19 protein-coding genes are annotated in these 23,238 nt (G+C 52.9%); 10 read left to right on the forward strand and 9 right to left on the reverse strand.

Features of this window, described 5'->3' with window-relative positions; translation table 11 throughout:
* Positions 1-10: 10 nt before the first annotated feature.
* On the forward strand, positions 11-2,638 hold the full coding sequence (gene glnD / locus ACZYUB_RS01150; protein WP_463944853.1) for a bifunctional uridylyltransferase/uridylyl-removing protein GlnD: 2,628 nt from the start codon (positions 11-13) through the stop codon (positions 2,636-2,638).
* Positions 2,639-2,672: 34 nt separating this feature from the next.
* Positions 2,673-3,497 carry a 2,3,4,5-tetrahydropyridine-2,6-dicarboxylate N-succinyltransferase gene (gene dapD / locus ACZYUB_RS01155; RefSeq protein ID WP_460882821.1) on the forward strand — a complete coding sequence of 275 codons (825 nt, stop codon included), beginning with the start codon at positions 2,673-2,675 and terminating at the stop codon, positions 3,495-3,497.
* A 217-nt stretch (positions 3,498-3,714) separates the two neighbouring features.
* Here the strand turns inward: dapD and ptsG are convergent, their stop codons facing one another.
* The 5 genes from ptsG to ACZYUB_RS01180 form a co-directional block, all read right to left on the reverse strand.
* Positions 3,715-5,163, reverse strand: coding sequence for a PTS glucose transporter subunit IIBC (ptsG, locus tag ACZYUB_RS01160; protein ID WP_463944855.1), 1,449 nt, complete (start codon positions 5,161-5,163; stop codon positions 3,715-3,717).
* A gap of 431 nt (positions 5,164-5,594) precedes the next feature.
* Positions 5,595-6,635, reverse strand: coding sequence for a MalM family protein (locus ACZYUB_RS01165; protein WP_463944857.1), 1,041 nt, complete (start codon positions 6,633-6,635; stop codon positions 5,595-5,597).
* A gap of 73 nt (positions 6,636-6,708) precedes the next feature.
* On the reverse strand, positions 6,709-7,968 hold the full coding sequence (locus tag ACZYUB_RS01170) for a maltoporin (protein WP_463944858.1): 1,260 nt from the start codon (positions 7,966-7,968) through the stop codon (positions 6,709-6,711).
* A 405-nt stretch (positions 7,969-8,373) separates the two neighbouring features.
* Complete coding sequence (gene truC, locus ACZYUB_RS01175) at positions 8,374-9,090, reverse strand: tRNA pseudouridine(65) synthase TruC (RefSeq protein ID WP_463944860.1); 717 nt, start codon at positions 9,088-9,090, stop codon at positions 8,374-8,376.
* Positions 9,087-9,428 carry a YqcC family protein gene (locus tag ACZYUB_RS01180; protein ID WP_460882816.1) on the reverse strand — a complete coding sequence of 114 codons (342 nt, stop codon included), beginning with the start codon at positions 9,426-9,428 and terminating at the stop codon, positions 9,087-9,089. The genes truC and ACZYUB_RS01180 overlap by 4 nt, the downstream gene beginning before the upstream one ends.
* A gap of 105 nt (positions 9,429-9,533) precedes the next feature.
* Between ACZYUB_RS01180 and ACZYUB_RS01185 the strand changes: the two genes are divergently transcribed.
* Both ACZYUB_RS01185 and ACZYUB_RS01190 read left to right on the forward strand, forming a co-directional pair.
* Entirely contained in the window at positions 9,534-9,875 is a 342-nt protein-coding gene (locus tag ACZYUB_RS01185; protein WP_463944862.1) for a DUF3301 domain-containing protein, read from the forward strand.
* A 26-nt stretch (positions 9,876-9,901) separates the two neighbouring features.
* A complete protein-coding gene (locus tag ACZYUB_RS01190) occupies positions 9,902-10,225 on the forward strand; it encodes a hypothetical protein (RefSeq protein WP_460882814.1) in 324 nt (107 codons plus the stop codon).
* Positions 10,226-10,278: 53 nt separating this feature from the next.
* Here the strand turns inward: ACZYUB_RS01190 and syd are convergent, their stop codons facing one another.
* On the reverse strand, positions 10,279-10,881 hold the full coding sequence (syd, locus tag ACZYUB_RS01195; RefSeq protein ID WP_463944864.1) for a SecY-interacting protein: 603 nt from the start codon (positions 10,879-10,881) through the stop codon (positions 10,279-10,281).
* Between syd and queF the strand changes: the two genes are divergently transcribed.
* The 6 genes from queF to ACZYUB_RS01225 all read left to right on the forward strand — a co-directional run bounded on the left by queF (position 10,880) and on the right by ACZYUB_RS01225 (position 18,720).
* A complete protein-coding gene (gene queF, locus ACZYUB_RS01200; protein ID WP_463944866.1) occupies positions 10,880-11,728 on the forward strand; it encodes an NADPH-dependent 7-cyano-7-deazaguanine reductase QueF in 849 nt (282 codons plus the stop codon). The two genes, syd and queF, sit on opposite strands and share 2 nt — an antisense overlap.
* A 109-nt stretch (positions 11,729-11,837) precedes the next feature.
* Positions 11,838-13,991, forward strand: a complete 2,154-nt coding sequence (locus ACZYUB_RS01205; RefSeq protein ID WP_460882811.1) for a hypothetical protein — start codon at positions 11,838-11,840, stop codon at positions 13,989-13,991.
* A gap of 66 nt (positions 13,992-14,057) precedes the next feature.
* Positions 14,058-15,653: a GGDEF domain-containing protein gene (locus ACZYUB_RS01210; RefSeq protein WP_463944868.1), complete on the forward strand. Its 1,596-nt coding sequence runs from the start codon at positions 14,058-14,060 to the stop codon at positions 15,651-15,653.
* A gap of 139 nt (positions 15,654-15,792) precedes the next feature.
* Positions 15,793-17,148 (forward strand): nucleotide 5'-monophosphate nucleosidase PpnN, encoded by a 1,356-nt coding sequence (gene ppnN / locus ACZYUB_RS01215; protein WP_463944869.1) that lies wholly within the window; start codon positions 15,793-15,795, stop codon positions 17,146-17,148.
* A 45-nt stretch (positions 17,149-17,193) separates the two neighbouring features.
* Positions 17,194-17,988, forward strand: a complete 795-nt coding sequence (gene xni, locus ACZYUB_RS01220) for a flap endonuclease Xni (RefSeq protein ID WP_463944871.1) — start codon at positions 17,194-17,196, stop codon at positions 17,986-17,988.
* Positions 17,989-18,024: 36 nt separating this feature from the next.
* On the forward strand, positions 18,025-18,720 hold the full coding sequence (locus ACZYUB_RS01225; protein WP_463944872.1) for an SDR family oxidoreductase: 696 nt from the start codon (positions 18,025-18,027) through the stop codon (positions 18,718-18,720).
* A 70-nt stretch (positions 18,721-18,790) separates the two neighbouring features.
* On the opposite strand, the gene rlmM is transcribed toward ACZYUB_RS01225, so the two are convergent.
* The 3 genes from rlmM to ACZYUB_RS01240 all read right to left on the reverse strand — a co-directional run bounded on the left by rlmM (position 18,791) and on the right by ACZYUB_RS01240 (position 21,981).
* Positions 18,791-19,891, reverse strand: coding sequence for a 23S rRNA (cytidine(2498)-2'-O)-methyltransferase RlmM (rlmM, locus tag ACZYUB_RS01230; protein WP_463944873.1), 1,101 nt, complete (start codon positions 19,889-19,891; stop codon positions 18,791-18,793).
* 69 nt (positions 19,892-19,960) lie between these two features.
* Positions 19,961-20,884 (reverse strand): transcriptional regulator GcvA, encoded by a 924-nt coding sequence (locus tag ACZYUB_RS01235; protein ID WP_463944874.1) that lies wholly within the window; start codon positions 20,882-20,884, stop codon positions 19,961-19,963.
* A gap of 413 nt (positions 20,885-21,297) precedes the next feature.
* Entirely contained in the window at positions 21,298-21,981 is a 684-nt protein-coding gene (locus ACZYUB_RS01240; RefSeq protein WP_463944875.1) for a type 1 glutamine amidotransferase domain-containing protein, read from the reverse strand.
* Between the last annotated feature and the right edge of the window lie 1,257 nt (positions 21,982-23,238).

Below are 23,238 nucleotides of genomic sequence, written 5' to 3' on the forward strand. Positions count from 1 at the left end.
GGGAGGCCGCATGCAACACTATCAACCGATCCCCGATTTCCTGCCGGCGGCGCCATTGGAAATGGCCAACGGCCGGGAGAGCCTGGGACAATTTCAAGGCTGGCTGCGCGACCAGTTTTTGGCCGGCAGCCCGGTCGGGGAACTGGTGGCGGCTCGCTCCCATTTCATCGATCAGCTGCTGAGTCTGTGTTGGGAGCAGTTCGGTCTGGCCGAACAACCGCAACTAGCATTGGTTGCGGTCGGTGGTTATGGCCGCGGGGAGCTGCATCCCAGTTCCGACATCGACATTCTGGTTCTCAGCCCTTCTCCCCTGTCCGCCGCGATCGGGGAGCGCATTGGTCAGTATCTGACCCTGCTTTGGGATTTGAAGCTGGAGGTCGGTCATGCGGTCCGTACCGTCAGTGACTGCGTGGCGCAGGGAAAACTGGATATCACCATCGCCACCAACCTGTTGGAGTCCCGGTTGATTACCGGCTCTCTGGATACCTTTGCTGCTCTGAATCAAGCCATTCAACCCGATCATTTCTGGCCCAGTGACGCCTTCTTTCGTGCCAAACGGGATGAACAGACTGCCCGCCATCTGCAATATCAAGACACCGTCTATACGCTAGAGCCTGACTTGAAGAGCAACCCGGGTGGGTTACGGGATATCCAGACTCTCGCCTGGGTGGCTCGACGCCAGTTCGGTGCCACCAGTCTCTATGAAATGACCAGCTACGGTTTTCTCAGCCGTTCCGAATACCTGGAGTTGCTGGACTGCCAGAACTTTCTCTGGCGCTTGCGGTTCGCCCTGCACATTGCCATCGACAAGAATGACAACCGCATGTTGTTTGATCGCCAACGCGCCGTCGCGGAACTGCTGGGCTATCCCGGACAAGGCAATGCGCCCATCGAGCAGATGATGAAACGCTTTTACCAGACGGTACGTCGGGTAGCCGAACTCAACGAGATGCTGCTGCAACTATTTGATGAGGCGATCCTGGGCAATGGTGCCACCGAGGTTCGCCTGCTGAACGAGCAGTTCCTGCTACGAGGGACTCTCATCGATACCCGGGATCCCGAGCTCTTTCGCCGCGAACCGCTAGCCATGCTGTCGCTGTTCTACCAGATTGCCGAACACCCCGAGATCACAGGTATCTATTCGGCGGGCCTGCGGCAACTGCGCGAAGCCCGTCGCAGTCTGATCTTCTCGCTGCAAGAGTTGCCCGAATGTCGCCAGCAGTTTATCCAGCTGTTGCGACATCCCCAGGGCATGGGACTCGCCATTACACTGATGCATGAGCACGGGATCCTTGCTGCCTATCTGCCACAGTGGGGGCAGATTGTCGGCCAAATGCAGTTTGATATGTTCCATGCCTATACGGTCGACGAGCACACGCATCGATTGCTGAAGAATATCCATCGCTTCATCCTGCCCAACAACGAACGTGAGCAACCGCTGTTTCGTGAGGTTTACTCCCGGCTACCAAAACCTGAGTTGCTACTACTCGGCGCCTTGTTCCACGACATTGCCAAAGGCCGGGGCGGCGATCACTCGGAATTGGGGGCCAGTGAAGCACTCTACTTCTGCCAACTACACGGACTCGATCGCTACGAAAGTCGCCTGGTAGCCTGGCTGGTTCGTCAGCACCTGCTTTTTTCTGTCACGGCCCAGCGACGTGACATCTATGACCCGGATGTGGTGAATGACTTTGCGGAAAAAGTCCGTGATGAACAACACCTGGACTATCTCTACTGCCTGACGGTCGCCGATATCTGTGCCACCAATGACAATCTGTGGAATGACTGGAAAGGTACCCTGCTGCGCGAACTCTATTTCGCCACCCAGAAAGCCTTACGGCTCGGTCTGGAAAATCCGCCTGATCTGAAATTGCGGATCCGGGAAAACCAGCGCAAGGCGCTGGAGCTATTACGCCCCAGTGGTATTGCCGAAGATGCCATTCTGACTTTGTGGCAAAACTTCAAGGCCGATTACTTCATGCGGCATAGCCCGGAGCAAATTGCCTGGCATAGCCAGCATATTCTGCCCCATGACAAGAGTGAGCCCCTGGTATTGTTTGGCCAGCATGCGGCGCGTGGTGGCAGCGAGCTATTCCTTTATTGTCGGGATATGCCCAACCTGTTCGCCACGGTAGCCTCGATACTCGGTCACAAGGGATTGAATATTCACGACGCCCAGATCATGAGCTCCAAAGATGGCTATGTGATGGACACCTTTGTCGTGCTGGAGCCCAATGGTGATGCCGTGGATCCGGAGCGGATCCCGTCGTTGCGCAAAGGGCTGACTAATGCCCTGAATAATCCGGCAATGCCGTTACCCAAGCCAAAACCGCTGTCACGCCGCCACCGCCAGTTTACTGTCCCCACTCGGGTCAACTTCCTGCCGAATAAAGGCGATCGAAAACACACCTTGATCGAGCTGACCGCGCTCGACCGCCCGGGCGTTCTTGCCCGGATCGGCGCCGTGTTCCAGAATTGCGAATTAGTAGTCCATGCCGCCAAAATCACCACCATAGGCGAGCGAGTCGAAGACTTTTTCTCCCTCACCCGCCGTGATGGTCAGTTACTGACCGATGCCGACGAGGATCGAGTGCGAGAAAAATTGGTCGCCGAGTTAAACCCCGACGACGATATGTGATAAAAAGGATGCCATTTTTTGAAGGGAGACAATCATGACTGAGTTACAACGCCTGATCGAAGAAGCTTTCGAGCGCCGTGAAAGCATCACCCCCGCGACCGTCGATGCCTTGACACGCCAAGCTATTCTGCAAACTGTAGACATGCTGGACTCCGGTAAAGCACGCGTCGCCGAGAAAATTGCCGGTGAGTGGGTGGTTCATCAGTGGCTGAAAAAGGCGGTGCTGCTCTATTTCCGCATCAATGACAATGCCATGCTGGCCGCACCGGGTACCAACTTCTATGACAAGGTGCCGTTGAAGTTTGAAGACTATACACCGGAACGCTTCAAGGAAGAGGCCATTCGCGTGGTACCGAATGCCATCGTGCGCAAGGGGGCTTACATCGCCCGTAACGCCGTGCTGATGCCTTCTTACGTCAACATCGGCGGTTATGTTGGTGAAGGCACCATGGTTGATACCTGGGTGACCGTCGGTTCCTGTGCCCAGATCGGTGCCAATGTTCACCTCTCCGGCGGTGTCGGGATCGGTGGTGTTCTGGAGCCACTGCAAGCCAACCCGACCATCATCGAAGATAACTGCTTCATCGGTGCCCGCTCCGAAGTCGTGGAAGGTGTCATCGTTGAAGAAGGCTCCGTGATCTCCATGGGCGTATTCATCGGCCAATCCACCCGCATCTACGATCGTGAAACCGGCGAGATCCACTATGGTCGCGTACCGGCAGGTTCAGTTGTGGTATCAGGCTCCCTGCCCTCCAAGTGCGGCACCTACAGTCTGTACTGCGCCGTTATCGTCAAGAAGGTGGATGCCAAGACCCGCGCCAAGGTCGGCATCAATGCCCTGCTGCGTAGCATCGACTAACTGTCCGCAGACACAGTTGATACCAAGGGGACCATTCGGTCCCCTTTTTATTACCTGCCGCTGAGACCTCCGAGATCTTGGACAGGAGAGATGAAGAAGCACGTTGCTACAGGATCTAGCTCATCTCTCCCCTATTTTCTAACCATCACATTGAGCTAAAAGCGGCCCAATAAAAAAGGGAAGCCGAAGCTTCCCTTTTTGCGATGGAACTGAATGCTTAGTGAGATTGCATCCACATATCCATGTCAGTCTTCAGATTGTCAGACTTGGTACCGAAGATAGCTTGGATACCAGAGCCTGCAACGACGACACCAGCGGCGCCCAGTTGCTTGAGCTTGGCTTGGTCAACCTTGGCCACATCCTTAACACCGACACGCAGACGAGTGATACAAGCGTCCAGAGAAGCAATGTTAGCCTTGCCACCGAAAGCCAGAACCAGCTGCTCGGCCATGTAGTGCTCAGCCATTTCAGAAACAGATTCCTCGGCAACTTCGTCTTCACGACCCGGAGTCTTCAGATCCAGAGCAGAGATAGCTACACGGAAGATGGTGTAGTAAATCGCAGCGTAGACCAGACCCAGGATTGGGAACATCCAGCCCTTGGTGGATTGAGCGAACAGAACAACGAAGTCAATCAAACCGTGGGAGAAAGTAGTACCGTGCTTCATACCCAGCAGGATGGTAACTACGAATGCAGAGCCAGCCAGCAGAGCGTGAATTGCGTACAGAACCGGAGCCACGAACAGGAAAGCAAATTCGATTGGCTCGGTGATACCGGTCAGGAAGGAGGTCAGGGCTGCGGAGACCATGATACCACCAACCTTGGCACGGTTTTCTGGCTTGGCAGCATGCCACATAGCGATGGCAGCAGCAGGCAGACCGTACATTTTGAACATGTAACCACCAGCCAGGTTACCGGCAGTTGGGTCACCCGCGATGTAGCGAGCGATTTCACCGTGGATCACTTGACCAGCAGCATTGGTGTACTCACCTGCTTCAAAGAAGAAAGGTACGTTCCAGATGTGGTGCAGACCGAAGGGGATCAGTGAACGTTCAACAACACCGTAGATACCGAATGCCAGAGCCGGGTTCTGATAGGCAGCCCAATGGGAGAAGGACTGGATCAGAGCACCAACTGGCGGCCATACGAAGGCCATGACCACACCGACAACGATGGCGACGATACCAGTAGACAACGGAACAAAACGCTTACCGGCAAAGAAGCCCAGGTATTCAGGCAACTGGATGCGATAGAAGCGATTGAACATGAAGGCGGCGATACCACCGGCGACGATACCACCGAGAACACCGACGTTGGAAACCTTGTCCGCCATGGAAGCATAATCAGCAGCAGCCGGATCCAGGCCAGCGATGATCGGAGCAACTACGCCGATGGTTTTGGTCAGAATTACGTAACCAACGGTAGCGGCCAGACCGGCAACACCGTCGTTGTTGGTGAAGCCCAGAGCAACACCGATTGCGAAGATCAGAGCCATGTTACCGAATACGGCACCACCGGCTTGTTCCATGATTTGTGAAACGATGGCCGGCAGCCAGCTGAATTTGGCGGCACCGACACCCAGCAGAATACCTGCAACGGGCAGTACGGATACCGGCAGCATCAGTGATTTACCGACTTTCTGCAGGTTTGCGAACAGATTTGACATAGTGTGAGCTCCTGAGGAGTTTGCGTCCTTAAGTGATTATTGTGAATACACCGGACAAGCTATTAAAACCTGTCATCATGGTTATTGCCTTACGAATGTATTCAACAAGAGGAATATAGCGCGAAGATGAAAAGGGCAAACGCAGGAGATGCAAAAAACGAAAGGGCGATCACAAAGAATTTTGTTTAAAACCAAATGGTTATATTTGAATGGATTTTCGACATTTAATTGTAATCTTGGAGTATTTCAATGTCTGTTTCAGAAGGATTTAAATTGTCTACCTAATAATTCTCAACGTAATAAAACGCAATCCAATTGTAACCCTGTGTAACATTAATATTTTTGTGACTAAACTCAATATCTATTTTTATATCGTTTCTTTGGGTAAAAATAAACCCCGCAAGCGGGGTTTATTTGAATCTTTGTATGGTTTATTTCTGTGAGTTCTTGATTGCATTCACTAACGTCTGCTTGGCACTACCAGAGCCAGCCCGTTCAGCCTCACCACTCAGCGCCATGGCCTTTTCAATATCACCTGAGCTGACCGCCTTCTGAATTAACTGGTTATACATGGCTTCGGTTTCTGCCAGCATAGTTCCGGTTGCCACCGTCGTCGTGGCAACGGGAGCAGCCGTCAATACCGCGGCCTGGTTCGCAGCGGGGGCTGTTGCGACCACAGCCGCAGTGGCTGCTGCCGGTGCTATCACCAATTTGTTCGGAGCGACTTCAGCCTTAGGAACTGTTGCCTGAATCGTATCTTGGTAGGCCGGTTTGTAGAGATTTTCCAATCCCGATTTACCGGAAAGATCTTCTACGGACATCTTGACCAGACCCCAAGGTGAATGAGGAATGACAGGATCTTTGATGCCTGGATCTACAACCGACAACGATTTAGCCATCAACTTGGCCTCGCTGGTAATAGTCGTAGTTTCGTTCAGCTTACTTTCCGAGGTGTAAAGCACGAGATAACTTTCGTTGTTCGGGTTACCAATATAGGTCCGGTCGATCGTAAATTCACCTTCGAGGCGATTACCATCCAGCAGTTTGGCCGGTTCATATTTGAATACATCACTACCCAAAACACGAGTCACTCTGAACTGACTATCCAGCATCATTACTTTGGGTAAAAACAGGGACTGATCGATTTGTGCTGCAAGTGTAATTTTTAGATCACCGCTATTTTGCGGTAACTGGAAAGCTAAAAAGTGACTCTTGCCATCATCAAATGTAAATACGGGAGTTGAACCATCAATGACTAATAATTGCTCAAAATCGGCGGGGATAGGTGTGAAGGTAAAAGATGCAATGTTTTGGCAGCAATTTTGTGCTTGATGCAACTGATCAACAGCCGCATCACGATTATTCAATACCGCTTTGTATTCCCCTGTGGGAACAATCAAATCATCGACCGAGGAGCACGCTGACGTCATAGCAGCAACTAGTAATGCAATAGTTAATCGAGTCGCTTTCATCAAAACACCCTGAGCAATTGAAAAAAAAAATGCCCCCGTTAGACGGGGGCAGTCTTAACTTACGCGCTTTAGCTTACCACCAAGCTTCAGCTTGTACACCGAAGTTGTAGGTGTTGTCGTCCTTGCCACTGTTAAACGGAGTGCCTTGGTCGCCAACAGTCAAGTAGGAAGCAAACACACGGATTTCAGGACGAGCCCAGAAGCCCTTGCCAGCTGCGAAAGCTTGAGCGACAGTATACTTCTCACCGTCGTTAGATGTGCTAGCACCACCAACTGAGTTTTTATCCTTACCATAGCCGACTTCAAAGATAGTCTTCATGGTGTCATTCCACTTGTAGACTGGGCGAACAACAACAGAATAGGTTTCCCACTTATCAGACCAGCTACCCATGTCGTTAGCTACGCCATAAACCAATTGATGGCTCAGATCCCAGCTGTCGCCCAGAGAGATCACACCGTGGTTGATGAAACGGAAGCCATCAGCACCATCTTGGGCTTCAGCACCGTACCAGCTGCCATCGCCCTGGAAGGCAAAGTTCTTGGAGTAACCTTCAGTACCGTATTGCAGTACAGTCTTGTTGAAGCCGCCCAGAATACCTTGGGTCAGTTCAGCAGTCAGCATGACGCCATCTTTCAGATTTGAATTTTGAGCGTCTTGTGCATCGGTCGGGTTAACCATCGCATAGTCAGCACCCACTTCCAGAGTGGCATCAGACCAGAGCGGGATACCGGCATAACGAGCATCCAGAGTGTTGACGTTCAGGGCACCAGTGACACCAGTACCTTCACTAGCCGCACGATCATTACGCACCCAAGCGAAAGACAGCTGACCAGGACCAGCTTGAATGGCTTCTACACCGGCGCCAGCACCGGAGATGTTCCAGTAGTAGAAGTCAGAGATATGCACGTCATGACGTTGGTAGAAACGCTTACCAGCCCAAGTCACTTCGCTGCCACCGAACAGACCCTTGGCCTGAACGTTGAATTGACGCAGAGCAAAATCAGCACCGTCACCAGCACGGCCAGCACTGGTACCATCGCCGTTGGTGGCTTCCCAGTCGTTTGAACCATTGGAGGCCATAGCGAACATGGAGTCTACATAGAAGGTCTTGCCGCCCTTGTTGTAAACTTCTTGGCCCAGTTGGATTTCAGAGTAGGTGTCGTCTTCATTGCCCAGACGGCCGACCTTGTTCTTTGCATAGGTCTGCATGTCGCCATCAGCGGAGACACCAACGCCAGAACGGAAGTAACCGTGGAAATCAACGGCGGAGGCGGAGGCAGAGCCCAGAGCCATAATTACTGCTGCAGAAATTGGAAGCCACTTTGCTGTCATAATATTTTCCTTTATCCCTTGGGGGTAAATGGTCATAAATTGGTGGAAACTTGTCGTAAACCGAAACGGGCTAACGACTGTCCGGGGCCATTATAGGGATCCCATTTCACCCGTGGAATTGAGCCTCGTCACAAAATGGCAACTCACCCCCCAATAACCATAAAAACTATAAAAAAATAAAAAAGCAGAATGGATAACCACCAGAACGCTAAAAACAGCAAGCATGAAGAATATAAAACCAAAAAAAACCAAATTCGCACTTCACCGACAAAATCATCAAACTCGTCTGATCAGACAATCTTGATCAAGATCACCTGCAATTTGGAACTTTCTTTTTAACAAACTGTCCAGTTGAAAACGCTTGCAGAACACAAATCAACCACAGGCGACCAGCCCGAATAAAACTCACCAGCCAAATTGCTCAAACAATTGTATCCATTGCTGATCCAGAGCCACCTCTAGGCATAGCGAAAAACCATGCACCGGATGTCGAACCGTTAGACGGCTGTTGCACAGCATCAGTCGCTGGCAATCGAACTGCTCACGGAAAAAACGGTTATGCCGACCATCACCATGAGTGGTATCGCCCACAATCGGATGCGAGATATGAGCCAGATGGCGACGAAGCTGATGCTTACGCCCGGTATGAGGCAACAAGCGCACCAAACTGTAACGACTGGATGGATGGCGGGGGGATACTGCATGGGGAAGTTCAATCGTCTGTAAGCGCTGTAGCCAGGTTTGCGCGGACTGCGCTGGTTTATCCGGATCCGCAAACACATCCGCGATCTTGTCGAGCTCTTCTTTGAGCGGGTAGTCAATGTACAACTGCTCCGGAGCCCAACCCCGCACCAGTGCCAGATACTCTTTTTGCACCCGATGCAGGGCAAAATCCTCACTCAGACGACGAGCCGTTACCGGATCCAGTGCAAACAACAGGACCCCCGAAGTCGGTCTATCCAGCCTATGCACCGGATAGACGTGTTTACCGATCAGATCTCGGGTCATCTGCATGGCAAATCGGGTTTCATGTTTATCCAACCAACTGCGATGCACCAGTAGCCCCGCAGGCTTATCAATCGCCACCAGGTATTGATCCTGATACAACACACGCAAACTCATGGCTGACGATCTACAGGTTGGCCTGTCAAGGCTTCATCGAGTGCGGCCAGTGTATCCAGCAGTGAACCGTGATGGGCAAGCTCCTGCTTATAGACTTCTGTCGCCATGGCATAAAGCGCACTTTGGGTTGGCAATGCCATCTGTAGCAGCATCATCTGCCGCAAGCGGGCAATCAGCACAAACTGCAACCATTGATGAAAATCCAGAGTATCCATGCAAAAAGGCAGAGTGCTGGCCATAGCCTCCGCAGTGGGAGGGGCCATCTGCCACAGTGAGCGCTGCTTTAATTCCAGCTCCAGTTGTTCAAGAATATGGGTGACACGCACGAGTTGACTCATCTTCAATTCTCCAAAAATCGCCGCGCACTATAGCATTAGCGGCAGCGGTTCCCTATATTGCGCAGCAGATGTCATCCCTGTTCAGCCACCATCGAGGAAAACGCCATGAGTGAATATTGGTTTTTGTGCGGTTTACTCGTTATCGCCATCGAATTCTGGCAACGACGCCGACAGGCGGAGCTGGCAGAACGACTGGTCAATCAGTACTGCGGTCGTGAACAGTGGCAGTTCATATCCATCGCCCGCCACGAGGCAGAGATCCTGCCGCTGTTGCTGCGAATGTTGTTGCACAAACCCTCGTGTTTTACGTTTGAATACAGCGAAGCCGGGGAAGACAAATCTCAGGGCGAGTTATTTCTAACCGGTTTGCGCCATCCGTTGTTTCGGGTGCATAGTCACCGGGAACATGCCGACAACGTCATCCCCTTCCCGACCGTTCATCATTGAGACTCGACTTGTTCGGAGAACGCTAAATGTCGATAGAAACCGTCATGCAGATAGCACGACAACTGCACGCAGAAGGAAAACAACCATCCGTCGCCTTGATCAAGGCCCGCCTGCCAGCCCCTTGCCCGATGCCGGATGTGATTACTGGGATCCAGCGCTGGCGCCAGCAGGCAACAAGCAATGCCGGTGAAGAGCAACCCATTGCTGCAGCCAGACCTCTCAATCCGGAGCAATCGGTAGATCCGCTACAGGTTGAAATCCAGCAGCTACGGGATGAGGTTTCGCAACTCCGGGAAGAGGTAGTGATGCTACGCCGTAGTATTCGGATCATGACAGAACGATTCGAGTAACTTGGGACATATACATATAGAGCAGCAAAAAGCCCTCATGACTGAGGGCATTACTAATTCCGTAATGGCTCCAGTCGCGCCAAAAAGGTTGCCAGGTTGGGCGCTAGTCGCTGGCGTTGCTCACGACCAAGCCGTTCATAACAAACCTCGCCACTCGCATTATCAAGGCTGATCACATGGGAATCCGAACGCGTGGTAGCTAAAAAGAATGTGGGCTGCAAGCGCAGGCGCCGCTGCATCAGCGCATGACCGATCAGATTTTCCTGTAAGCGCTCAAAATCAGAAGCATTCCACGCTAACACGGGCTCAACGCGCAAACCTTTAAATGAAAAAGCCAAGGCTCCCGCATACCAATGGCAAAAATAACTTACTAGATCCGCATGCAGAGCCATTTCCAGACCCGATTCGACATTCGCCATGCTTCCCGCTTCCGGCCTCGCGACGGGTTGCCAGCTAATCTGCTGATCCCAAACATCACCCACTTCGCAGGGTGAGCGCCATTCGGCATCAAAGCTACGCCTAGGTAGGCCTCCAGACTGTCGTTGGTAGCGCATCCAGCGCACAAACAATTCAGACATTGCTGAAACAACTTGATTCGACATCGCTTTTTCCCACAATGAGGCAAAGCCGTATTTTAACTCGAGGCCGAGCGCCATGACACACAAAGCTCGCTACCATGACAGCCCTGCTTTGCAAGGGTTGTCGCTAGGCAAAAGCCAGGATTATATGGCGCACTATGCGCCAGACTTGTTGCAACCCGTTCCCCGCAGTCTGAATCGGGAAGACCTGCAACTGGGTGCCGCACTGCCGTTTACCGGTGTCGATCTTTGGACCCTGTATGAGCTCTCATGGTTGAATACCAAAGGTAAGCCGCAAGTAGCCATTGGCGAGGTAGCGGTACCTGCCACCAGTAGCAACCTGATCGAGTCCAAGTCGTTCAAACTGTATCTCAACAGCTTCAATCAGACGCAGTTTGCCAATATCGACACAGTGCGCGCCACCCTGCAGCGGGATCTATCCGCCTGTGCTGGCGGCCCAGTCCAAGTCAGCCTCTATTCACTCTCCGATGCCCCCCATGAGATCGCGAGGCTTCCCGGGACCTGCATCGATGATCTGGATATCGCTATCGATAGCTACCAATTTGATCCCGAGCTGTTGCTCCATGCAACATCCGATGTCGAGGTTGACGAGGTATTGCACTCCCATTTACTGAAATCAAATTGTCTGGTCACCAGTCAACCGGATTGGGGTAGCCTGGTGGTACACTACCGAGGCAAGCAAATCCATCATGAGGCTCTGCTGCGTTATCTGGTCTCATTCCGCCAACACAATGAATTTCACGAACAATGCGTAGAGCGTATTTTCGTCGATTTGATGCACTATTGTCAGCCCGAACAATTGACCGTCTATGCGCGCTACACGCGCCGGGGGGGATTAGATATCAATCCATTCCGGAGTAACTGGCAGCCTGTGCCTGCCAATCTTCGTTTGATCCGGCAGTAAGGCGGCTCATGAATGCAATCGCTGTAATCAGGATGGTGCCCGCGTGTTATCGCTGACTCTACTTCTTTCTAGTTTTGCACTGCCCTCGCTGCCTTTGGAGACCACGCTGATGCCTGGTCCCCTGGTCGAGGCTCAGCAGCAGGAAAGCTCACATCCTGAACATTGCATTCAGCTCTCGCAGCAGTTTTTACAACGCGAACTCGTGGACAAGGTGCTGCCGGCGCTGACACAGAATCCCAGCGCTTACCGGGAGACAACCGAACGTTACCGCACCCGCCAGCAAAGCGTGGAAGCAACGTTGATCTACGCTCACTGTTTGACCCGGCAATCCCAGGATGTCTTGGCGCAACAGATGTTTACTCAAGCGGCGCGAGAGGCGCATCAGTTCAACCTGCCCACCCTTGAAGCCATCGCCTATTTCCAGCTCGGGCGTCAGGCCCTGCTGGCGAACAGCGACTATAAAACCGCACAGTCCCAACTGCAGAAACTACAACACCAGCTGCGCACCACCACCGTGAGCAACGCACTATTGCCGTTATATGCCCAATTGTTACAAACCAGCCTGAATGTTGAATTACACCGCTTCGAGATCGCGCAAAAAGAGTTGGCCAACTTGCGTGATCTACTCACGACCAACACCTTACCGGCCGCACTCGATATCGCGATCCTCACCCTCTCCGGTGACTATCATGACGCACGCCAACAAAACGAGATGGCTTTAGCCAGCTACGCCGATGCATTACGCATCGCCATCAGTCAGAATGAAACCTTGCTCCAGGCTCAGCTCGCAGAAAAAATGAGCCTAATCTTTGAACAAAATGGCAATCTGTCCCAAGCGCTGCATTTTAGCGAGATGGCTTGCGATCAGTGGCAGCGGATCGGCAATGGCGACTGGTTGGCCCAGGGTTTGATCCGTTTGGCGGCCCTAAACCGCGAAGCCAATGACCCCAATCTGGCACTCTCCCTGCTTTTTAACGCTCTGGATATTTATCGCAACATCAATCGCCCGCTGTCGTTGGCCCATCTCAATCATGAAATTGGCAAAACTTACCTGAAAATCGGCAATCGAGCCGCCGCCCGAACCTATCTCATCGCCGCACGCAACAGCTACAAACTCAACCGGGATCGACAAGGCGAACTAGCCACCCTGATCACCCTCAGCGCGCTGCATCTGCAACAGCATGAGCCAGAGTTAGCCATTGCCTTGCTGGAAAGCGTACCGGCGCAGTCGGATCTATCCGCTCCTGCCATTCCAGAATTGCATTACCAGCTCTCCCAGGCCTATGAACAAAAAGGGCTGTTCCGGCAAGCTCTCAGTCACTTCAAACAGTTTGCTGCCGGTAGCGAGGCGACGTCGAATCGCTACCAACATCAGGGGAATGAGCAATTTCGAGACAACTATTTACGCGTTGAACTGGAGCGTAATGTCAACAGCCTGAAACAGCAGCAGCAACAGTTAGCTCAGGAGCGCACCCGTTATCTCTGGTTGACCGCGGTAACCACATTATTGATTGGGGTCCTGTGTTACGTATTACTGCGCATGAATCGGCGACAGACCCAATCCAGCGCCAATATGCACCAGTTGAAACAACAGTTAGGACAAGCCCCCTTCAGTCATCTCCCCAATCAGTACCAGCTCCAGGAAACGCTGGAACAGCTGGATCAGCGTCCCGAAGTGGATGTCGGTGAACCGGATGATGATTTAACGCATAATGCACGACACTTCATCCATATCAGCTTGCCAGCACTGCGCCGACTCTGCGAACGCGTGGGCACCGAGCAGGCGGAACAATTGCAGCAGACGCTGACCGATCGCCTCATTGCCATGTGCACGGAGCGTGAACAGCTGTATCAACTGGCGGAGAGTCGCTTTTTACTGCTGCAACCGCACACACCGGGTAGCAGCCTGGTAGCCAGCGCAGAATTCTGGATTTCCCGCCTGACCGAGATGCTGATCGAACTGAAACTGGATAATCGCGTCGTCATGGGATTGGTGCACTTTCCATTCCTCACCCGCTGCCCGCGCGCGATAGAAAGTCACAATGTGGTTGAATTGAGTCTGATCGCCCTAGCCGCGGCGGACCAAATTGCCGAAAAGTGCCAACTAACATCATGGGTTGAGCTTTCTGCTATTGACTGTCAGCAAGCGGCATTTTTCAATGGTGTGTTCAGAGCCCGGGCTCTGGAGGCCATTGACAAAGGACTTGTCAAAGTCAACGCGCTACATGGCAAACAGCTGATCGAGTGGCAGCACATTGTCTAACGGGTGAGTCGATTCACCTCTTTGCTTTTCAGCCAGCCATGGCGTAATACCGTATGGAACTTGGACATGAATGATGTATCTGCCATCGCTGGGCAACTAAGCAAACTCAGAGAACGGCTGGACCAAAAAGAACTGGAGCTGGGTGTGCTTGCCGAACAAACGGATGCCGAACGAATCTGTGCCATACAATTCATCACGCGCCTGACCCATGCTTGTCGTGGGCATGACCGCGAGTTGGATAACAAACTGGCCAAGTTACGGCAGCGTTTTGAAGAATTAACGCCATTACACCAGCTCTCTGATGATATCCAGGTGGTCGAGAAGCTGCTGCAACAGCATGCGGTCGCCCTTGAAGAGTCCCTGCGCGTAACCCGAGAAACCATCAAGGAAGGTGGTCGTCATCTCAGTGCCATCAAAGAGATCCCGGAAAAAATTCGCAAAGAAGCCCGTGACTTCCTGCATCAGGATTCGCCCTATGCGATTGCCGATCATCAACGGCAAGTAGCACGGTTGCTGGAGCTCTATCAGCAGGCAATGCGGGCCATGTTACTGCGCCCGGGACTGCTCAAACCAACGGCAGCACTTCAAGATCCGCAAGAGATAGAAAACGCCAAGCATGATGAGCAACTGCGCAATAGGTTATGCGATGAGTTACAGCGGCTGATCACCGAGCTCGACTTTACCGGTCCAGTCGGTGAAGAGCTGGCCGAGGTACGGCGCAAGCTACTGACTGGCATTGATTTTGCGCAACTCCCGGAGCTCTGCCTCCAGTTGGTGGAGTTAATTATTGAAGGCGCGCGTCAGGAACGTCGTGAATCCCATCTATTTCTTTCCGGGTTGAATGACAGTCTTAATGCCGTGCATTTGCGCTTGCACGAGTCCCTTGATGAAGGCAGAAACCTGCATCAGCAGCATCAGCGCAATGGGGACGACATTCATGCCCGTCTGGATGAAATCAGCAATCAGCTGGATCAGCAACAGACACTCGAGCTGCTCAAGAGCAGTATTCGCAGCAATCTGAGCCAATTACAGAGTTTGCTCATGGAGCGTCAGGGACATCTGCAGCGTGAACAGCAACTGCTGGAAACGATGAGCATGATGGAGAACCGGCTCAACCAGATGAAAGAAGAGACCTCCGAGTACAAGAAGCGGATGGCCCAGCAGAAACACAAACTGCTGCTGGATAGCCTGACCCAGGTCTTTAACCGGGCCGCCTTTGATGAACGGTTCGATCTGGAATACAAGCGCTGGCTACGCTATCAGGCACCGTTATGCCTAGCCATCATCGATATCGACCATTTTAAATCCATCAATGATCGCTTCGGGCATCTGGCGGGTGATAAAGCACTGAAGGTCATCGCTCGGGCCATGAGCCGGACTCTGCGGGAGACCGATTTTATCGCCCGTTATGGTGGCGAGGAATTTGTGGTGCTACTGCCCGGCATTGATGCCACCAACATACAGATGCCGTTGGATAAACTACGAAATGTGGTCAAGGGCATCCCGTTTCGCTTCAAAGATGACAAGGTTGAAATCACGATTTCCATCGGCACCACCTTGTTCCGCAGTGGCGATTCACCGATTGAAGCCTTCGAGCGCGCAGATAAGGCTCTTTATGAAGCCAAAAACGGCGGTCGCGACCGGATTATTTATGCCGACTGAGCCATGATGTCCCTCGAGAACGGATTCCGATCTGGAGGGTACTCATCATGCCCGATCAAGATGACACAACGCAGTGACAGGTGGATAAGCCACCGCCCTGGAAACATAAACACAACAAGAAGCGGTATCAGGGGGTCTCATGATTACCTATGTCAATCCGGCCGGCAGCCTCGAGCTGCTGACCCAGCTCGAAGTCGATCAGCTTAAACTTGCAGCCGCAGGTGAAACCTACCAATTATTCCGCAATTGCTCCTTGGCCGTCCTCAATTGCGGCAGTCATACCGATAGCTCCAAAGAAATACTGGAGAAGCATAAAGCCTTTGATATCAACATCATTCGTCGGGAGCGGGGTGTCAAATTAGAGCTTTTCAATGCCCCGGAAGCGGCGTTTGTCGATGGCGAACTGATCCGTGGTATTCAGGAGCATCTGTTTTCGGTGCTGCGCGACATTCTGTATGTCAGCAACCGGATGGACGCCGATTGCACGCTGAATCTCACCCGCTCGGTGCATATCACCAACTGGATTTTCTCGATCCTGCGCAATGCCCGGGTGGTTCGTTCCGGTGATGAACCCAATCTGGTGGTCTGTTGGGGCGGTCATTCCATCAACCCAATCGAATATCGCTATACCCGCGAAGTCGGGCACCAGATGGGGTTGCGGGAGCTGAACATCTGTACCGGTTGTGGCCCTGGCGCCATGGAAGGGCCGATGAAAGGGGCCGCGGTTGGCCACGCCAAGCAGCGCCATACCAACCCGCGTTTTCTCGGTCTCACCGAACCCTCGATTATTGCCGCCGAGCCGCCGAATCCAATTGTAACCGAGCTGGTCATACTGCCGGATATTGAAAAGCGTCTGGAGGCGTTCGTGCGTCTGGGGCATGGCATCATCATCTTCCCTGGCGGGGTCGGCACGGCCGAGGAGTTGCTCTATATTCTCGGCATCAAGATGAACCCAGCTAACGCGCACCATCCAATGCCGCTGATCCTCACAGGACCGAAAGAAAGTGCCGCCTACTTCGACACCCTCGACAGTTTTATTCGTCAAACCCTGGGGGAAGCGGCTACTCGTCACTACCAGATCATAATCGATGATCCGGTGGCTGTGGCCCAGGCGATGAAACAGGCCATGCCGAAGGTTCGGGAACACCGCAAAGCTACCGGGGATGCCTACTCCTTCAACTGGTCGTTGAAGATTGAGCCGGAATTTCAACTGCCGTTCGAACCTGACCATGACACCATGGCCAGTCTGGATCTGCATTGGGATCAACCGCCTGCACAACTTGCCGCCAACTTGCGGCGGGCGTTTTCCGGGATTGTCGCCGGCAATGTCAAGGAATCAGGGATCCGCGCCATCGAGCGCCGTGGCCCCTTCCAATTGCATGGTGACAAGGAGTTGATGAAGTTGATGGACAAACTGCTCAAGAGTTTCGTCCATCAAGGACGAATGAAACTACCCGGCAGCGAATACATTCCCTGTTACGAGATAGTCCGTTAATCATCGGGCTCCTGCGGGAGCCCGTTTACTTTGATGAATCACGCCATGGCCCATCTGCTAATTTTTGATGCCCTGAACCTGATCCGCCGCTTGCACGCCGCACTGGGCAAACAGCCCCTGGATGCAACCGCCCTGTTGCTGGCCACCCAGCAACGCTTGCTGAACACAGTCCAAGGTATTCTGAATGAGGTTCGTCCAAGCCATGTGATTGCCGTATTTGACGGCGAGCAACCCAGTTGGCGACATAGCATCTATCCAGACTACAAACTGGGGCGAACCCCGATGCCCGAGGAGCTACAGCAGGGCATGGAGCAGTTACAGGCCACCTTGTGGCAGTGCGGAGTCGACTCCCTGTTGACCGCCGGGGATGAGGCTGACGATCTGATTGCCACTTTGAGCCATCAACTCACTCAACGGCAGCAGCAGGTGACATTGATCTCCACCGATAAGGGATTCTGCCAACTGTTACCCAGCGGTTTGCAGATCCGCGATTACTTCAACCGTCGCTGGTTGGATCAGGAATTTGTACTTAGCCAATACGGCATCAAAGCGGAGCAACTGGTCGACTATTGGGCCTTATCCGGGGTGAGCGGTAGTCATATCAAAGGCGTCGCCGGCATTGGTGCCAAGAGTGCAACCGCCCTGCTACAAGAGTTCGGCTCTCTGGAACAGATACTGGCCCAGCCGCCCGATGCCCATCGATTGGTCAAACGGGTGCAGGAACAAGCCGCCGCAGCGCACCTCGCGCAAACTTTGGTACGCCTGCGACTAGATATTCCACTAGGCTTTAACTTGAAGTCCATTCGTTACTCGCAGCCCGCTGACGGCTCATCCCGCTAGTCGGCCCGCTCACACTATCCCGACCAAGGAGGCTATATGAGCCAGACCGTACTGATCACCGGCGCCAACCGGGGCATAGGTCTTGCCCTGACGCACGCCTGTCTACGGCGTGATGATCAGGTCATCGCATGCTGTCGAGACCCCTATAATGCCCGGGCTCTGCATCAGCTGTCCGAGATTTACCCCAACCTGTCCATCCATCAGTTGGACGTCAGCCGCGGCGAAGATTATCTCCATCTCAAACACGCCATCGGTGACCAGGTCATAGACCTGCTGGTTGCCAATGCCGGCGTCCTGGGGCCGCAATTACAAGGCTTCGGTCAAGTGGACTATCACGCCTGGGCCGAGGTCTTTGCCATCAACAGCATGGCGCCGTTACGACTGGTCGAACACTTTTTTGATAACCTCAAAGACAGCGAGCGCCGCACCCTGGTCTGTATCAGCAGCGTCATGGGTTCCATCGAGCTGAATCAGGAGGGTGGCAGTTACCTCTATCGCTCCAGCAAAGCGGCACTGAACGCCGTCGTCAAGAGTCTGTCCATCGACTTGGCCGGAGATGGCGTCCATGTTTTGGCGGTACACCCAGGCTGGGTAAAAACCCAGATGGGGGGCGAAGGTGCTGTGGTTGAAGCCGATGAGTGCGCCGTGACCCTGTTGGAGACGCTGGATCGACTGCCCGCGGGAACCAGCGGCCAATTCTTAAGCTACGATGGCAAACCGCTGACGTGGTAACAGCCTGAAAATAGCAACGCCGTCCAGAGGACGGCGTTTTAGTATGCGAATCACGAATAGTAAAGCTAGATTACTGAAAGGCACCCGATTTGCGGCGAGCCAGCTGCTTCAAGTCGTAGACATGCACCGTCACCTCTTCCCGATCGTGATACAGCTGTTTCGCCTGCACCACAAAGTCACCCTCCAGCTCACGCAACCACTCGCGTAAGACTTCCAGATTGTGCTCCACCTCGCTGTAGCGGCGCTTCATGGGCAACTTCAGGTTGAACATCGCCTCTTCGCACAGGCCATCCCGGAACCAGGATGCGATCAGGTGGGTGACCCGCGCCGGCTTTTCCACCATGTCACACACCAGCCAGTAGGTATTCTTCCTGGATGGACGATAACGGAAACCATCATCCCGGATATGCTTGACCTGACCACTATCCATCAAGGACTCGGCCATGGGCCCATTATCTACCGCACTGACCATCATGCCGCGACGCACCAGCTGATAGGTCCAACCGCCAGGGCTAGCACCCAAATCGACCGCATTCAGACCCGAGGTCAGACGCACATCCCATTCGTCTTCCGGGACGAAGACATGGAATGCTTCTTCGAGTTTCAACGTTGAACGACTCGGAGCATCGGACGGAAACTTCAGTCGCGGGATCCCCATATGAAAAGGGGAATTATTGTTGGTGTAGGAATAACCAACCACAGCGTGGTCATTCGCCAGAAACAGGACATGCAGCACGGGGCGACGATGGGTCTCTTCCTTAGTCAACTTACCTGCAGCACGTAGCGCCTGACGCAAGGGCACACTGAATTTACGGCAGAAAGTGGTCAGCTCCTTGGCATCGTTGGTGTCGGGAGTCTCGACCCGCAGCTCACCACAAACACTGTACTCAGCGGTGGCGGCTATGATCGGCGCAATACGATCCGCCAGATCCATACCGGTCAACTCATGGGTCATCACCATCATCTGGCGAGCAAACACCAACTCGCGAAATGGCAACCGGCGGGCAAGCTTGTCGGCATCAGCCGCTTCGTAGCATTCGAAAATTGCATAACCGGAGTTATCTTTGACCCGGGAGAAACCAAAACACTCCAGCGCCACTGCTTTATCCTGGATCTCGGCAGCAATCTCTTTTTCAAAGCCCGGACGGCAATAAAACAACAAATTATTCATTCTTTCCTCCGCAGTACCAGTCGCCTGGTTCTACTCATCATGGTAACCCTGAGGTCATAAATTGTGGGGTCAGACGTGAGCCAGCAGACGATTGCGCCGTTGCAACTCTTCCTGTTCGACCAGCGCCAGCATCCAGTCTCGGAATGCGGCGATCTTACCCTGTTCAGCCTGGTTCTCCTGACACACCAGGTAATAGGCGTTCTTGCTCTCCAGCACCTGTTCAAACGGACATACCAGACGACCCGCCTCGATTTCTGGTTGAGACAGGACACTGTGTCCCAATGCGACCCCCTGACCATGGACAGCGGCCTGGATCACCATGCTGGAGTGGCTGAAGATTGGCCCTTGGCTAACATTGGGGATTTCTACCCCAACCTCTTTTAGCCAATTATGCCAATCACGCCGTGAGCCATCATGAAGCAGGGTTTGCCACTCCAGATCGGCCGGTTGTCGTAATGGACGCCCGCTCGCTAACAGCAGCGGCGAGCAGACTGGCATCAAAAACTCGGTATGCAACTTATAGCAACGCAGACCGGGCCAGTGACCGCGCCCATAGTAAATAGCCACATCCACGTCATCACTGAGCGAGCCCTCATCCATATCCACCGCTTTAATCCGGACATCGATTTCTGGATGTCGCTCACTGAACCGGACCAGGCGCGGAACCAGCCACTGGATGGCAAAACTCGGCTGCAGGGTGACCGTCAGGGAACCTTTGGCACTACGCGCAACGAGTTTGTCCGTGGCATCGACAATGGCACCAAAAATATCCTTGATATCCAGAAAATAGCTCTGTCCCTCTTCGGTCAGCAACAGGGTTCTATTTCGACGCCGGAACAGCTTGATGCCCAAAAAATCCTCCAGACCCTTGATCTGGTGGCTGATGGCCGCTTGGGTCACGAACAGCTCTTCGGCTGCACGAGTAAAGCTCAGATGGCGAGCAGCAGCTTCAAATGCCTTGAGCGCATTGAGTGGCGGGAGACGACGGGACATGGGCTCTTCGCATAACTTTTCCTAATGCGCGGAATTATAGGGTGCCCCATTGCCCCACTCCAGATAAATCGGGAAACGGCCAGGAATAAACCACACAAGGACCCGGATCGGGGCCATATAACCCCGAACATTGTCCCAAAACCCTGTAATGAACTGCAGATTCGAACAAGGACGCTGCATCATGATGCGAGCCGGTCGGGTGATCACCTTGAGTAACGTACGGATCCTGTCTTCACAAGAAGCAACGGGCCCGCGACAAGAATGGGGAAAATGAGCAGCAGAGTGGTGTAAGGCGCAGCTAATCGCCGCATAAACAGAGCAACTGTTTCGTCACTCTTGCACCAATCATCGAGATGAACTCTCTAAGGAGCGCCCGGGATGCCGTGAGCAACCCGGGCCATGAAACGAGTCGATCAGCGAGCAGCCAAGACCTGCAGCAAACTCATTGCCACTGCTTCGGACGAAGCTGGATTCTGCCCCGTGATCAAGGTGCCATCAGTCACCACAAACGGCAGCCAATCCGCGCCTTTTAAATACTCGCCGCCATTAGCCTTGAGCATATCTTCGACCAGAAATGGCACCACATCCGTCAGCTCGACCGCCGCCTCTTCGGTGTTGGTAAAACCGGTCACGCGTTTGCCGGACACCAACGGTTGTCCATCAGCAGCCTGGGTATGACGGAAGACTCCGGGAGCATGGCAAACCGCGGCCACAGGTTTTTGCGCCGAGGAAAACTGTTCAATCAAGGCAATCGACAGCGGATCTTCGGCCAGATCCCACAGCGGACCATGCCCCCCCGGATAGAAAACAGCGTCATAATCGGCGGAGTTAACCTCAGCCAGGCGCCGCGTACTCGCGAGCAATGCCTGTCCTTCAGCATCCTGTTTAAATCTATGGGTCGCCTCGGTCTGGAACGCAGGATCATCGCTCTTTGGATCCAGGGGCGGTTGTCCGCCGAGTGGGGAAGCCAAGGTAACCGTCGCACCAGCATCCTTGAAAACATAATAGGGGGCCGCAAACTCTTCTAACCAGAACCCTGTTTTCAAGCCGGTATTCCCCAAATCCTCATGCGAGGTCAAGACCATCAGAATATTCATCAATTTATTCCTCTATATCGAATGCAGAATTGTCCAGACCCCGGTCTCGCGCTGACGGTTGGCTCTGGCCTACAACAGACAAGCTCAACTTACCTGCCCCATGACCGAGACTTTACTCACCATTAGACCGGTCGTCTAGTGGTGTTTGCAAAAATAACCGTCCTGCCAGCGAAACAAGCATCTCGGCCGTTATCTGAGGAGAGCTTAGTGATGCAGATCACGCTTCAGCGTGTCTCAATTGAGTTTTTTTGCTATACGTTTTCAAAGCTTTGAAAACGAATTCATAATAAAAACAATGGCTTTCACACAAATTTAACTTGATTGGTCAAATATGTCTCACTAGGATGATTTGTGAGGGCAGTCACAAAACAGTGAAACCTCAAACACTCACTCAAGGAGCAATACCATGAAAAATATTCTGAAGAACGTCTCTGAGCTGCTGAATGGTAAGTCCGACACAACACGTCTGGCACCGGCAACTCGCCAATACTTCTTCCGTTACGAGCGTTAATAAATCGCCAGCACCAGTCCATCTGCGACATGAGGATATGACCATGAAAAACATCATCAAGAACGTCACCGAGCGGTTAAACAGCAAGTCTGATGCACCACGTCTGGCGCCAGCCACCCGTCAATACCATTTCGGGTATGTTCGCTAACGAGTCACCAGGCCTCATCCAGTGCATCACTCGGATGAGAGATAACTGATACAGGGTCGCCCAACGAGGTGACAACACCCAACAATTCCGCACCATATTTTCCCGATCAGGGTCAAACGCTGACCCACAGTTCATCCATCACCCAACCTGCCCTGGCACCAAGATCACACCAGTGCCAAATAACACCAAGGCCGCATTTCAACACCAACAATTTATTGGTTACCGGATCGGACCCAATGCCATGCAATCCCATCGATAGAGCAAAATACGACTTCGACTCCACTCATCGCCCCTCAGATGCACGCTGCCAGTAGCCGTTCATCCTTCCTTGGTCGTGGTAAGGCCCAAGCTTACCGGCTCCGAATCATATAGCCGCCCATCGCGTGACACAGATCACAATATTTAATGTGTCGATTGGATCTCAATGAATGCGTTTTCAAGTGCTATGAAAACGAATTCATAATAAAAACAATGAGATTAACAAAAAATTAACTTGATCCTGTGTCCAGAGATCCATAGGATTATTCGTGAGCTGGATCACATATTTATCGAGCTCATATTTAACCCGAACCAAGGAGTTTCAGATGAAAAATATCTT

The organism is Pseudaeromonas sp. HNCC25DJ182, assembly GCF_055413365.1.

Excerpts from the sequence above, each read along its gene's own strand:
- glnD (WP_463944853.1), top strand. The coding sequence starts at position 11 with ATGCAACACTATCAACCGATCCCCGATTTCCTGCCGGCGGCGCCATTG.
- dapD (WP_460882821.1), top strand. The coding sequence starts at position 2,673 with ATGACTGAGTTACAACGCCTGATCGAAGAAGCTTTCGAGCGCCGTGAA.
- ptsG (WP_463944855.1), bottom strand. The coding sequence starts at position 5,163 with ATGTCAAATCTGTTCGCAAACCTGCAGAAAGTCGGTAAATCACTGATG.
- ACZYUB_RS01165 (WP_463944857.1), bottom strand. The coding sequence starts at position 6,635 with ATGAAAGCGACTCGATTAACTATTGCATTACTAGTTGCTGCTATGACG.
- ACZYUB_RS01170 (WP_463944858.1), bottom strand. The coding sequence starts at position 7,968 with ATGACAGCAAAGTGGCTTCCAATTTCTGCAGCAGTAATTATGGCTCTG.
- truC (WP_463944860.1), bottom strand. The coding sequence starts at position 9,090 with ATGAGTTTGCGTGTGTTGTATCAGGATCAATACCTGGTGGCGATTGAT.
- ACZYUB_RS01180 (WP_460882816.1), bottom strand. The coding sequence starts at position 9,428 with ATGAGTCAACTCGTGCGTGTCACCCATATTCTTGAACAACTGGAGCTG.
- ACZYUB_RS01185 (WP_463944862.1), top strand. The coding sequence starts at position 9,534 with ATGAGTGAATATTGGTTTTTGTGCGGTTTACTCGTTATCGCCATCGAA.
- ACZYUB_RS01190 (WP_460882814.1), top strand. The coding sequence starts at position 9,902 with ATGTCGATAGAAACCGTCATGCAGATAGCACGACAACTGCACGCAGAA.
- queF (WP_463944866.1), top strand. The coding sequence starts at position 10,880 with ATGACACACAAAGCTCGCTACCATGACAGCCCTGCTTTGCAAGGGTTG.
- syd (WP_463944864.1), bottom strand. The coding sequence starts at position 10,881 with ATGGCGCTCGGCCTCGAGTTAAAATACGGCTTTGCCTCATTGTGGGAA.
- ACZYUB_RS01205 (WP_460882811.1), top strand. The coding sequence starts at position 11,838 with ATGCCTGGTCCCCTGGTCGAGGCTCAGCAGCAGGAAAGCTCACATCCT.
- ACZYUB_RS01210 (WP_463944868.1), top strand. The coding sequence starts at position 14,058 with ATGAATGATGTATCTGCCATCGCTGGGCAACTAAGCAAACTCAGAGAA.
- ppnN (WP_463944869.1), top strand. The coding sequence starts at position 15,793 with ATGATTACCTATGTCAATCCGGCCGGCAGCCTCGAGCTGCTGACCCAG.
- xni (WP_463944871.1), top strand. The coding sequence starts at position 17,194 with ATGGCCCATCTGCTAATTTTTGATGCCCTGAACCTGATCCGCCGCTTG.
- ACZYUB_RS01225 (WP_463944872.1), top strand. The coding sequence starts at position 18,025 with ATGAGCCAGACCGTACTGATCACCGGCGCCAACCGGGGCATAGGTCTT.
- rlmM (WP_463944873.1), bottom strand. The coding sequence starts at position 19,891 with ATGAATAATTTGTTGTTTTATTGCCGTCCGGGCTTTGAAAAAGAGATT.
- ACZYUB_RS01235 (WP_463944874.1), bottom strand. The coding sequence starts at position 20,884 with ATGTCCCGTCGTCTCCCGCCACTCAATGCGCTCAAGGCATTTGAAGCT.
- ACZYUB_RS01240 (WP_463944875.1), bottom strand. The coding sequence starts at position 21,981 with ATGAATATTCTGATGGTCTTGACCTCGCATGAGGATTTGGGGAATACC.